The 13,164-nt window shown below is 38.7% G+C and carries 11 protein-coding genes and 1 pseudogene; 5 read left to right on the top strand and 7 right to left on the bottom strand.

Annotation, left to right across the window (positions count from 1 at the left end; translation table 11 throughout):
* The first annotated feature begins 510 nt into the window (after nucleotides 1-510).
* Entirely contained in the window at nucleotides 511-1,857 is a 1,347-nt protein-coding gene (locus tag V7068_RS18595) for an alkaline phosphatase (protein WP_499714017.1), read from the top strand.
* A gap of 95 nt (nucleotides 1,858-1,952) precedes the next feature.
* On the opposite strand, the gene V7068_RS18590 is transcribed toward V7068_RS18595, so the two are convergent.
* The 3 genes from V7068_RS18590 to V7068_RS18580 all read right to left on the bottom strand — a co-directional run bounded on the left by V7068_RS18590 (nucleotide 1,953) and on the right by V7068_RS18580 (nucleotide 4,701).
* Nucleotides 1,953-3,182 carry a right-handed parallel beta-helix repeat-containing protein gene (locus V7068_RS18590; RefSeq protein ID WP_499714016.1) on the bottom strand — a complete coding sequence of 410 codons (1,230 nt, stop codon included), beginning with the start codon at nucleotides 3,180-3,182 and terminating at the stop codon, nucleotides 1,953-1,955.
* 222 nt (nucleotides 3,183-3,404) lie between these two features.
* Nucleotides 3,405-3,944: a transposase gene (locus V7068_RS18585; protein WP_499714015.1), complete on the bottom strand. Its 540-nt coding sequence runs from the start codon at nucleotides 3,942-3,944 to the stop codon at nucleotides 3,405-3,407.
* A gap of 121 nt (nucleotides 3,945-4,065) precedes the next feature.
* Nucleotides 4,066-4,701 (bottom strand): phosphatase PAP2 family protein, encoded by a 636-nt coding sequence (locus V7068_RS18580; protein WP_499714014.1) that lies wholly within the window; start codon nucleotides 4,699-4,701, stop codon nucleotides 4,066-4,068.
* Between the two features lie 810 nt (nucleotides 4,702-5,511).
* Between V7068_RS18580 and V7068_RS18575 the strand changes: the two are divergent.
* A pseudogene (locus V7068_RS18575) lies at nucleotides 5,512-5,622 on the top strand (ATP-binding protein); the annotation flags it as partial.
* Between the two features lie 336 nt (nucleotides 5,623-5,958).
* On the opposite strand, the gene galU reads toward V7068_RS18575, so the two are convergent.
* Together galU and V7068_RS18565 are read right to left on the bottom strand one after the other, a co-directional pair.
* Nucleotides 5,959-6,849 (bottom strand): UTP--glucose-1-phosphate uridylyltransferase GalU, encoded by an 891-nt coding sequence (galU, locus tag V7068_RS18570; protein ID WP_499714013.1) that lies wholly within the window; start codon nucleotides 6,847-6,849, stop codon nucleotides 5,959-5,961.
* Nucleotides 6,850-7,192: 343 nt separating this feature from the next.
* Nucleotides 7,193-7,435 (bottom strand): hypothetical protein, encoded by a 243-nt coding sequence (locus V7068_RS18565; RefSeq protein ID WP_499714012.1) that lies wholly within the window; start codon nucleotides 7,433-7,435, stop codon nucleotides 7,193-7,195.
* Between the two features lie 296 nt (nucleotides 7,436-7,731).
* On the opposite strand from V7068_RS18565, the gene tagU reads away from it, so the two are divergent.
* A complete protein-coding gene (gene tagU / locus V7068_RS18560; RefSeq protein WP_499714011.1) occupies nucleotides 7,732-8,661 on the top strand; it encodes a polyisoprenyl-teichoic acid--peptidoglycan teichoic acid transferase TagU in 930 nt (309 codons plus the stop codon).
* Between the two features lie 74 nt (nucleotides 8,662-8,735).
* On the opposite strand, the gene V7068_RS18555 is transcribed toward tagU, so the two are convergent.
* Nucleotides 8,736-10,133 (bottom strand): M28 family metallopeptidase, encoded by a 1,398-nt coding sequence (locus V7068_RS18555; RefSeq protein ID WP_499714010.1) that lies wholly within the window; start codon nucleotides 10,131-10,133, stop codon nucleotides 8,736-8,738.
* A 234-nt stretch (nucleotides 10,134-10,367) separates the two neighbouring features.
* Nucleotides 10,368-10,511, bottom strand: a complete 144-nt coding sequence (locus V7068_RS18550; RefSeq protein ID WP_499714009.1) for a YwzD family small protein — start codon at nucleotides 10,509-10,511, stop codon at nucleotides 10,368-10,370.
* A gap of 655 nt (nucleotides 10,512-11,166) precedes the next feature.
* Here V7068_RS18550 and istA point away from each other — a divergent pair.
* Entirely contained in the window at nucleotides 11,167-12,699 is a 1,533-nt protein-coding gene (istA, locus tag V7068_RS18545; RefSeq protein ID WP_499714008.1) for an IS21 family transposase, read from the top strand.
* Nucleotides 12,696-13,164 (top strand): ATP-binding protein (locus tag V7068_RS18540; RefSeq protein ID WP_499714007.1); only part of this gene is annotated, 469 nt, incomplete at its 3' end. The genes istA and V7068_RS18540, both read left to right, overlap by 4 nt.

The raw sequence follows: 13,164 nt of genomic DNA, 5'->3' as shown, positions 1-13,164 counted from the left end.
GTCCTTCATGACTTCGATGAAGGACTTTTTCCTGGCTGAATTTCTCCATTTTGTCCTTCATAACCCCGATGAAGGACTTTTCCCTGGCTGGATTCCTCCATTTTGTCCTTCATAACCCTGATGAAGGACATTTCCCCAGCTAGATTCCTCATTTTTGTCCTTCATAACCCTGATGAAGGATGGCAAAAAGGAAGTATCTGAGGAGAATAATCGTTCAACTAAATAGGGAGGCTGCCCCGGAAGCCATTTTTCATGACCTTTAGGACAGCCTCCCATTATACGGTAATGACCTTCCGAAAAATTACAGAGTGAAATGCAACAATTCCTTTACATTAAGCCACTTCTATGACTCTCTACTCCCAATTCCGCACATACTACAACCAACACCTAAAGATAAAGGAGTGGAACAAATTGAATAGAAGTTATACACAGGTTTATACACATATTATCCACATCTTTAAAAGTCGCTGTGACATTTTGCTGGTTGCGCTTCTCCTCCTAGCTGCTCCGATGCAGGTTCATGGTGCGGGGCAGCACAATGTTACGGCGAAGAACGTGATTTTGCTCATTGGCGATGGGATGGGGCTTGGTCAACTAGAGGTGGCCCGTCAGCTAGAGTATGGCAAGACAGGCATTTTACATATGGAGACGCTCAATCATGTCGGTCTGATGCGCACGTACTCAGCCAATAACTTTGTCACCGATTCAGCAGCCGGTGGTTCGGCGATTGCGACAGGTATCAAGACGAATAATGAATCGATTGGAATCGATGCAAAAGGACAAGAAGTAGACAGTATGCTCGATGCTTTTCAAACACATGGCAAAAAAGTAGGCATCATTTCTACAAACACCGTTGTAGATGCGACACCTGCCGCTTTTGGAGCGAGCGTCGCCAACCGCTGGACAGATGCCGCTGATATTGCACGGCAGCTGTTTAACCATAAAATTGATGTCATCCTTGGAGGTGGGGCCAGCTATTTTACGCCCAAGAAGCAAAATGGCGTCGATTTAATAGAAAAATTCCGTAAATCCGGTTATACGATTGCAACGAATCGCAATGAGTTGACTGCTGCGTCACCACGGAATAATAAACTAGTAGGTCTGTTCCACCCTGCCTATATGAATTTTCAAATTGATAAGGAGGAATATAAATCTGAAGAGCCTACCTTACAAGAGATGACAATGAAGGCGATTGATGTTTTGTCCCGGGGAGAAGAAGGATTTTTTCTAATGGCTGAAGGAGCAAGAATCGATCATATGGCCCATGCTGCTGATGTCACTGGTATCTGGAAGGAAACCATTGCGTTTGACCAAACTGTGAAAGCAGTTGTGGATTGGGCGAAGAAACGAAACGACACGCTCGTTGTTGTCCTAGCGGACCACGAAACAATGGGAATCTCGGCAACAGAAAAGATGAATATCGAAGGCTTGAAAAAAGTAAACGTGAGCGCTGAATATATGAGTAAACAGCTCCAGGCAACTAAAGATGCTCGGCTTGCACCTGAACGTGTGATGGAGGTATTTAGCAAACATGCTAATATCCAGCTTACACTAAAAGAAGCACAGCAATTCATTAAGAATATCGAAAGCAATCGGACGATGGTCTATCCAAAAAATCGCGTAAATTGGGAAGTGGGCAGCACCATCGCTAAACATTACAACGTGGGCGTCGTCGATTCCAGTATTCGTGCCGCCAGCTCCACCGGCGGACATACAGCCAATATGATTCCGATATTCGCAACAGGACCTGGAAGCTCAGCCTTTAACCGAGTCATCGACAATACCGATGTCTCGACTATCATTACAAACGCTGCCAATATTCCATTTACGCCGGGACAACAGCTAGGAAACCAGTAATAGCTTGTCAGAACCAAGCTAAAAGGAGCGAAATCATTTCGCTCCTTTTCCATTTACCCACAGAGTTATACACATTTTACCCACAACTTAAAAAGTCACTGTGACTCAAGTTCGATCTTCTCTGTATCTTTCACAAATTCGTTGTACGTGTTGCTGATTCGGATGATGGTTTCGGATGTGTTGATGGCTTTGTTTGTTAGGAGTGCTTGTTTGTTAGCCTTGCTTAGTTTGTTATATGTAATCGCATATTGTGAGCCTGGGCCGCTGTTTTTCCAAGCGATGAATTGCATGATTCTGCCTACATTGTTGAACTCATTATTTTGAAATGTTGGATTAATCGCGCCACTCGCTAAAATGCCTCGTGTACCTGCCTTACCGTTCTCTATGTTTTTGATTACATTATTTTCAATAATCGCATTTGACCAGTTCATCACACGAATCGCATCTGAACGCGTTCCATCAATGTTGTTATCGCGGATTACAACTCGATCATGATACTTGCCACCGGAATATTTATGCGTACCTACGGCACGATCAACATTCTTAAATGTATTGTTTTCAATCGTTACATTGCGATTTGAAGTTTTGTCATACTTGCTCCACTTTTGACTCCACCCTGCTGTCGTTTTATCAGGTGTATCAAGGTTAATTGCTTCTTTATTCTTCTTATCTGATGCTTTTGAACCTGTAAATTTATTATTTCGAATCACAACGTTACTAGAAGCATCCATCTCAATGAAATGACCTGAATACATATTCTTAAACTGGATATTCTCCACTTTTACATTTTGATTATGCCCCATAATAATCGCAATGGCGTCTTTTTCATACTTCATATCAATCGTGACTGTACCTTCACCAATGAAAGAAATGTTTTTCTCTCCACTATACTTTCCGTATACACCTGATTTATTGGCTTTCGATGGCTTAACTAACTGAAAAATGGATTTTGACGGGCTAAACTTGTTTGTGCCTGTTTTCGTTCCTTTCACAATGTTGACGCCGTTTTTCATTTTAATGGTTACATTCGATGGAATATATAACACATTACTAATCGTATACGTTCCTTTTTTCAATACGAGCGTACCGCCACCTTCTTTTTCTAACTTCTCTAAGTAAGAGCGTAATAAGTAATAATGCTTCGTATGGCTATTATATGTAGTATACTTTAACACCGTTGAATTCACCGGCTTTGTTGTCGGTGAAACCGTATACACTTTCTTCGCGGCAGCTTCTGTTGAATGAGGCGCTACTCCCGCCCATAAATTCAACACGAGCACAAAAGCAGCTACTAATGCTCCAGCTCTCTTCAACCTCTTAATCATGCTCTCAAAATCTCCTCTCCAAATAATAAAAACGTTTATGCACAGACTTATCCACATATTACCCACAGATGAAAATGTCACTGTGACTCATCCCCTATATTACCATTTATCCCTGTAAAAAGAGCTAAAATAGACAAAATTCAGAATAAAACCACCGCCTATCGGTAGACTAGCGACGGCTTATTCACAAAATTATCCACATATTATCAACAACTGGAAATGTCACTGTGACTTCATGATACACCATTCATGATAAGCTTGAGGGCAATGATTAAAGAGGGTTAATAGTGGTTGTTTATTGAGGAAGGGGTAAGAGGTATAAGAAGAATAATACGAGCGATAGCTGCTCCATTGATAGAGCTGTGGTTCTGCAACCATACATGCCTTCACAGGATTATAGTGGATATAGCGGCTCACTTCAGCCATCCCTATCTGGCCTTGAATTCGTTTAGAAAAAAATCGCTTTTCAAACAGATGACCTGTTTTATCATACTTCTTATTGAAATAATGAGCATAACGCTTATTTAAAAGCGCCATCACTTTAGAGAGGGAAACTTCAGGGGAGCGAATTTGGAGGTGATAATGATTCGTCATCAAACAATACGAGGTAAGTTCAATCGGATACTTCTCATGGATTTTCGAGAGTAAATGCAAGAAAACAGAATAATCTTCCCCGCTCAAAAACAGCGGCTCTTTCCGATTTCCACGACTGCTAACGTGATAATATTGGTCCGGAGACCATTCCCTAATTCTATGCCCCATACTTTTTCTCCTTTTTGCTTTAGTATACTTGCTAGAACCTCTATAAGCAAAAAGGAGAAAAGAAAGATAAATAATCAATTTACCCACAAACTTATACACATGTTATCCACAAATCAAAAAGTCACTGTGACACAACCTTTTTAAACACATATATACAAATCAAACTCCACACCGCTCCGAGGGCATATCCTGCGATGACATCAGAAAAAAAGTGAGCATTCACAGCGATCCGGCTTACGCCCATCACTAACATAAGCACAACAACGACCACGCTGATCCACCATTTTGCTGTTCTTGATTTGAGTTCTTTCGTAATAAAATAAGCAAGTAACACATAAAAAACTAACCCCACCATCGTATGTCCGCTTGGAAAACTGTAGCTCATCGCTTCGGCCTCCGCACTGCCGACAGGGCGTTCTCTCTCCATACTGTTTTTCACAAATTTATTAAGCAGGTTTCCGCCACCTACTCCTATCGCAAAAATCGCCATCGCTACATAATGCTTTTTCACAAACCATAACCACAAAAGGAACATTAAACTTCCCCCAGCAATGACGCCCGTCGAACCCAGAGCAGAAATACCTTCAAAAAAATGAAGTGCACCTTTTCCAGTCCCGCTGAACATATTCTGAACAGAGTCATCAAAAGATAAGATAAACTCCTTCTGAACACCTAACATCATCACAAAAAAGACCAGTAGAGACACAATGCCGGCAATCCACATCTTCCCGTTTCCCTTATGTAAATCTTTCTCCATTCGCAAATCTCCTTCTATATTAGTAGTATAAACTCGTCTTTAATTATATTTTTTCTCATATAAAAATGATAGGTATCAAGGCGGATGGACATCTCTCCGTGAGGGTTTGGAAGCAGAATAGGAAATTAATTAAATGAACGGCTATGAGGCATATCACATAGACCCCAGCCATTATTTTTACCTCAATACACTGTAAAAATACCAAAAACCAATCATGGGCTGCATGATTAACTCTAAATCTCCCACTCACAATTGGATGCCTATGTCATTTCCAATCGGTGAATTTACTTTTATTTAAAAGTATTAATCAAGAATAATAGCGTACTTACAACAACCATTAAAGAACCGATAATGATTCCAACAGTAAGTTGTGTGACATTCCCTTTAAGAAACTGTACGAATAAAACACCTTGCATAATTGAACGGCCAATATTATATAATCAAAAATAAACCTTGGCTAAACTCGTTTTTAAATAATTCTTATTTCTTTATTTCAAATTGAGTTGCTATTGACCTACGATTTTCTTCAATTCTATTCTTAATTGCATTAAGTTTTAACTTATTCGGAATCTCACTCTCGTGCAACTCTCGGTAATAAACAGACAAAGTCGCTGTAAATACATACTCAATATCATCATTAGCAATATTCATAGAAAAACTCTACGAAAATACTAAAAGAGAGCCAACCAAACTGATTGAATCTTCTTTTATAATGACTAAGCAACAAGATTCGTTACGTACAAGTCACAGGTAAAGATAAAATGATTAACAGGCTTCTGACTTAGCCGTCATTGATGATTTGATATAGATGGTGATGAAGGAATAACAATAACTACTCTAGACCGTCTGTTACATCGAGTAGAAGTTGTTCATATGAATGATGATAGCTATCAAATGAAAGATAGACAGCATATATTTTAAGCAAAAGTGTTCATTTCAAACGGGCAAAAACTATTATTTTTGCTTGGCAGTTACACTTCACAATCACTGTTAATTCTCCAACACTTGCATACGCCCATATTTTTTGATAAAGACGATAAATAGTTTGCAAATAAATGATGGCTTATAAGTAAGGATATTGAGCTTATCCATAGCATAGGAATCTTATACACATTCATATAGGGATTTTCCAATAAAGATTGCAAATAAAACAATGATGGAGTCCAACAGAACAAATAATGGAACCCGCCTTTTATAAACCAATTGCGTCCCTCCTTCACTTAAAATATGTTCCATAGATTGAATACTTATCTCAATTTAAGATTCAGTCCTGTCTGAAGAACTATTCTTAATAACTTGTTCTAGGAACCTCAATAAATCACCTTTTATCTCCTCATGTTGCAACGCAAACTCAATTGTCGTTTGAATAAAGCCTAGCTTCTCCCCCACATCATATCGCTTACCTTCAAAGTCATAAGCAAACACTCGTTGAATTTGATTTAGTTTTTGAATCGCATCCGTCAGCTGAATTTCTCCACCTGCACCTATTTCTTGTTTTTCTAAAAACATGAAGATTTCAGGGGTTAATATGTATCTTCCCATGATAGCTAGATTAGAAGGTGCTGTTCCTTTTTCTGGCTTTTCCACAAAATTATTCACTTGATAACGTCGACCGTTTTGTTCGCCTGGATCAATAATTCCGTAACGGTATGTTTCCGCTCCTGGTACCGTTTGTACTCCAATTACAGAGGATAATGTCTTGTCGTACTCATCCATTAACTGACGTAAACACGGGGTCTCCGCTTGAACAATATCATCACCAAGTAATACAGCGAACGGCTCGTTACCAATAAATTTACGCGCACACCATACTGCATGTCCTAATCCTTTTGGTTCTTTTTGTCTGATGTAATGAATATCCACTTTAGAAGGAGCTTGGACTTTCTCTAACAATTCAAATTTGTTTTTCTCCATCAAATTGGCTTCTAACTCAAAGGCATTATCAAAGTGATCTTCAATCGCTCGTTTCCCTTTTCCAGTTATGATGATGATGTCCTCAATACCCGAAGCGACCGCTTCTTCAATAATATATTGAATCGTCGGTTTATCGACAATCGGCAGCATTTCTTTCGGCATCGCTTTTGTAGCCGGTAAAAAACGCGTACCTAACCCCGCCGCTGGAATAATCGCTTTTCTTACTTTCTTCAATTATTTATTGCCCCCCATTTTTAAGATACTAATCTTTTATAAATAGATAGTTAATGAGAAAATATGTTAAACACATATATCCTCATTAACCATCTAAAAAAAAATCGAATCATACAAATAATAATTCGAGCATCTCCCCCACCCTCACATCATACTCCTGACATCAGGCGTCTAAAGTGTGCAAATATAGGCCACCCACAACATGATCGAGTGCTTCCGTTGATAACGGTTAGGAAGCCTCACCAGCCAATGCTTCTGACAATATATAAAGTTTTTTAGAATAGTCCTAAAAATTTCTTCGTTTTTATTTTTTGTAGCATTTCCTTATAGACTTGCTTTCCTTCTATAACCATAAAAAGAACAGTAAACTTCCCCCAGCAATGACGGCCGTCGAACCCAGAGCAGAGACACCTTCAAAAAAATGAAGTGCACCTTCCCCAGTCCCGCTAAACATGTCCTGAACCGAGTGATCAAAAGATAAGATAAATTTCTTCTGAACACCTAACATCATCACAAAAAAGACCAGTAGAGACACAATGCCCCCAATCAACATCTTCCCGCTGCCCTTATGTAAACCTTTCTCCATTCACAAATCTCCTTCTATTTTATTCATATCTTCCCCATAGCTATAGATAAGAATACACAAAATGCTTACTTGGATAAATAGACTTAGGGCGATATATAACTAAATGTCTCATATCTAGTGCGGGGGTTCCGTTTATCCACAAAATTATCCACATTATATCCACAAACCGAAAAGTGCCTGTGACAAACATACACTGGAAGCTTCAGACAGAACTTAACAAAAAATCTATCCTTTCGACAAAAAAGCTAATATAATAGACTAAATATCACAAGTATGAATAAGGAAGGAATTAAGAGATGAGTTCAGAAAAAAGAAAGAAAAAGAAGAAAAAGTGGCCTAAAATTGTCGGAATCGCCATACTTCTTTTCATTTTAGCAGGGGGAGCATTCGCTTATAATGTATGGAATGTATTAAATAAATCAGTTAATTCTATGTATACAGATCTTGACCGTAACTCAGAGAAACGAACAAATGAACTGGAACTGACGAAACAAGATCCTTTTTCCGTCCTTTTATTGGGAGTCGATGAACGTGATGGAGATTCAGGCCGATCTGATTCTATGATTGTTCTAACCGTCAATCCCGAACTAAAATCAGTTAAAATGCTAAGTATTCCACGTGATACAAGAACTGAAATTGTAGGTCATAATACAACAGACAAGATTAATCACGCCTACGCCTTCGGTGGCACCAACATGTCAATGGATACAGTGGAACATTTCCTAGACATACCAATTGATTACTTCTTAGAAATTAATATGGATGGCTTCAAAGACATTGTCGATGCAGTAGGTGGCATCACAGTGCAAAACAACCTAGACTTCACATACGGAAATGTCCACTTTGCAAAAGGGACAATCAAATTAAACGGTGAAGAAGCCTTAAAGTATTCACAAATGAGATATGAAGATCCAAACGGAGACTTCGGTCGTCAAGAACGTCAACGTCAAATCATCCAAGCAGTCATCAAAGAAGGAGCTAATATCTCCTCACTCGCTAACTATGGAGATATTCTTGATGCACTTAGCAAGAATATTAAAACAAACCTTGCCTTTGACAATATGATTGACATCCAAAAAAACTACCGTGAAGCAAGCACAAACGTTGAACAAATGACAATCAAAGGACAAGGCACTAAGATGGATGGTATCTACTACTATATCGTGTCTGAAGAAGAACAACAAAAAGCTCAAACTCAGCTAAAAGAACATTTAGCAATCAAGTAAAACAGCAAGACTGTTGAGAAGGTTTTCTCAACAGCCTGTCTACGCCACTGATTAATCAGTGGCGTATTCTTTCGTTATTTTTTATGAAGGGCAGGAACGTCTTTTCTTACCGTATCAAACAGGCCTGAACCGATAATATCGAGTGCCGATTGCATTCTTTCAGCCGAAATATTATCCTCCATTGTATCCTGTGGAGTGTGGTACACTTTCTCAATATGATAGACGAGCGGATTCCAACTATCAATGCCCATCCAAATAAATAATGCAGCGGGAATGCCGGCGTTATGAAATGGAACATGATCGCTTGAACCAAAAGTTCCTGGTAAAATATCAGAATTTCCAAGGCGAGCACCTGCAGCGGTTGAAGCATTCGTAATAGCATTCGTTGTACCATCTACTGTCATCGCGTAAAGGTTCTTCGCTTTATCATAATTGGTTGCGACCATATCTGGAACAAAGACAGCTTCAATTCTGTCTCGCTGCTCTTGCGATAACTGATCTACATAATATCGTGAACCAAGAAGACCGCGCTCCTCCGAGCCAAAAGCAATGAACTTTAATTCTTTATCTGTATTGTATCCTTTATAAACTCTCGCAAGCTCCAGCATTAACCCAACACCTGAAGCATTATCATTCGCACCTAGAGCACCGACTACACTATCATGATGCGCTCCAAGAATAACTTCTTTCGTATCTTTTGTTTTTCCTTTCGGCGCTTTCGTTGCAATCACATTCACAGACTTTAAATTGGAATAATGTTTGGCTGTCAGACTTACTTCAACAGATCCTTTTGCCATCTCTTCCTTCATCCATTCTCCGTGTATATAAGAGGCCCCGAAAACAGGCACATCGTATTTTTTAGCTAAACTTGGATTAAAAGCTTGTCCATAATTACCGCGACTGCCGACAAGACTTTGTAAAATCACACCTTTCGCTCCTGCTTTCACCGCATTATCAACCTGTGCTTGATAACCTGCTACAGTAGATGCTCTGGCCATCACAACAATCTTCCCTGCTGTATCAGCCGAAAAATCGCTTAAGCTGGTCCCATCTTCTACGAAAACAACTTGGCCTTTGACAGCTTCATCACTGATTTTCCCATTCGGTGCAGCTCCCATTTCCCAAACAGTCTCATCATTAAGAGACACATTCGCAATGAATTGATCCGCAACAGGGAAATATTGAAATTCTACATCGTAACCGTAACTTTTAAGTGTATTCGCTATATAGCTAGCGGAACGTTGCTCTCCCTCAAGCCCGCCAACTCGTGGACCGATTTCCTGAGACAAATACTTCACATGTTCAAGCGCTCTTTCAGCACTCACTCTCGCCACAATCTTTTGATCCTGCGAATAGGAGGACTTTCCATTTACCTCATCCGCTGACACCAATCCACCTGACCCTAAAACAATAGAAACAGCTAATATTGAAGCAAACACCTTTGATCCTTTACCACGATATTTGACTGCCATCCTCTTCCCCCATTTCATCCTAATACACTTCAATCATAAATTAACAAAAAAAGGATATTTAGTCAAAATATTTATAATTTTTAGATAATTATAGACAAAAAAATACGGGGCTTTGTCCTCAAATCCCCGTTTATCGCTTATGAACCAACTGATAGTTTCTCATAACGTTTGCTGTTACATACCGAAGATAAGTCCCTCTTAATCTCCCGACAAACCAAAGAAATCATTCATCCTTTAATCCTTTTTAACAATTCCGCTTAATTTTACGGACAAATCTTCTACTAGTTCCTTAACCGTTACATTCCGCTCCGCTTCTCCTTTTTCAAAAGCATCCTTAAGAATGTAATAAAATTCTTCCTTTTCTTTTTTTACTTTCATCACTACTCTCTCCTATTAACCAAGAAGACTACCATGGATATTCTTCTTATTCCTATGTATGAAATAGTTTTGTTCATTTCCTCACATATTAGATCCATATAGAGGACATAACAGAAAAAAAATCAACACAAATCTTATACCGTTTCTCTTCTATTTTACCACACTCTCATATACTTCTATTGTAATGTTTTTGACAAATTTCGGTAGTTTCAGTTAATTGCGCCCAAAGCTAGGAATCGTGCCAATTTTATTGAAAATCATGCCATTTCTTTCAAAAATACAGCGAATTTCGCAAAAAATCCAGCCAATTCAAGCTATAATCTCGTTCAATAGGAAAGGGTCTTACGAAGTGATACATGGGGATTTTCGGTCAGGTTTATATAGGCGGGATAGCTGCTCCATTTATAAGTAGACAACTGTTTGACCATTTTAGCTTCTAGGGGGTTTCGATGAATATATCGACTCACGTCTAAGAAGTATTGATCGGTTTCAATTAATCCTGAACCTGTAAACGATAAACTAGAATCAACAGTTTTCCTAAAATAGAAATAAACAGATTTCAACAAATAAGATTAAACAGTTCCCCATTACACAATCACTTTTAATAAACTAAATGTAGTCTATTGAAAGTGAGGAATTAGGAGTGAACCGTTTTATGATTTACATCGAGATCCATCGACTATACAAAGAGGGTTTCTCAAAGAGTGCCATTTCTAGGAAACTGAATATATCGAGAAATAGGGTGATAGATTATTTGAATAAGAGTCCGGAGGATTTTGAAGAATTTCTTAGTTCATTAAGGACACGGGAGAAGAAGTTAGATCTGTATCAGAGAGAAATATTAGATTGGCTTAGAGAATATCCAGATCTTACTGGTGCTCAAGTATATGATTGGCTAGAGGAGAAATTGGGAGTTAAAAATGTTAGTGAAAATACCGTGCGTAATTACTTAAATGAGATGAGAGATTTTTACCACATTCCAAAAACAAATGTAAGTCGCACATACGCTTCTGTTCCTGAGCTTCCAATGGGCCAACAAGCACAAGTGGACTTTAGTCAGACTGTTGTGAAGGATAAACAAGGAAATAACAAACGGCTCTACTTTATCGCTTTCGTGCTTTCTCATTCGAGATATAAATATGTTGAGTGGCTTGATCGTCCATTCCGAACCACCGATGTCATTCGTATGCATGAGAATGCTTTTCACTATTTTGAGGGAATGACGGAAGAAATGGTGTATGATCAGGATGCGCTTTTAGCAGTCAGTGAAAATGCTGGAGACCTTATCATGACTTCTGAATTTACAAAGTATCACCAAACACGTCAATTTCACATTTACCTTTGTAGAAAGAGTGATCCAGAATCGAAAGGTAAAATTGAACAAGTTGTTAAATTCGTTAAAAATAACTTCAGCAAAAACAGGATATTTGGCAGCTTAGCAGATTGGAACCTTTCTTGTCAGGCATGGTTAAAACGGACAGGAAACTATAAAGTTCATCATAATACAAAAAAGAGACCTTCTGAAGTGCACGCCCTGGAAAAGCAACACTTAAAGAAAGTCTCTGGTACTTACATATTTGAGAATGTTCTCGTACCTAGTATAACAAGAACGATACAAAAGGACAATGTCATTCGATACGAAGGAAACCGATACAGTGTCCCACGAGGGACATACAGACCTGACACCCCTAATGTTGCCTATCTTCAAGTCGATGAAAACGATCTATACATTCGTCTTAAACAGACAGGCTCTATATTGGCGAAGCATCGAATATCACAAGGGAAAGGTCTGATCATATCAGATCCGTCACATCGTGAAAGGAGTACATCCAAGAGAGAGATGTTAATTCTTCAAATGGAGGAAGTTTTTATAGATAAAGAAAACTTCCAATGGCTGATTGAACAATTAAAAGAGAGATATCCTCGCCATCTAATCGATCAATTAAAGGTTCTTCAAAGCACCATCAAGAGTTACCCGAATCATATCGAACAAGCACTTATAGAAATGAGAAGGCTCAAAATGACTAGTGCAAATGATTTTAGAGATATTGCACACTCTCTTTTTGTGCAATACCAAAAAGCGTCTCCTTCAGCTATTGAACCAAATCAGAAATATAAAGATCTTGTCGCACCAGAACGCTCTGAAGATATTTATTTAAAAGTTTTGGCTGGAGGTAAAACTGAATGAACCACCCGTTTGAAGAATTACAAGATAAATGCCGCACTCTGCGTCTCGCAGAGACGGCTAAGGAACTACCAACCTTCCTTCGTGAGGCAGAATCTAAAAATTGGACCTATCACGAACTTATTTTTAATCTATTAAACTATGAAATCAATTGTAGAGAGATCAAAAATATTGAAAGGCTAATGAAATGGGCTGAGTTCCCAGAAAAAATGACCTTTGAGAGCTACGACTTGAAAGAACAATCTGCCGTAGGAGAGAAACAACTCAATGTATTAAAGGAGTTAAATTGGATTGATGAGTACTTTACATTAATCATGATGGGACCAACGGGTGCAGGTAAAACTCATTTATCCATTGCTTTAGGTATCCATGCCGTAGAGAAAGGTTATCAAGTATCCTTTGTCTCCATGAGTCAGCTTATGTATATCCTAAAATCTAGGGAATATATAAGTAAATCTAAGACTCGTT

This window comes from Bacillus sp. JJ634 (assembly GCF_036962285.1).
GTDB classification, from domain to species: domain Bacteria; phylum Bacillota; class Bacilli; order Bacillales; family DSM-1321; genus Peribacillus; species Peribacillus asahii_A.
Note: the sequence above shows the minus strand (reverse complement) of the source record. Positions and strands in the feature narration are given on the sequence as shown.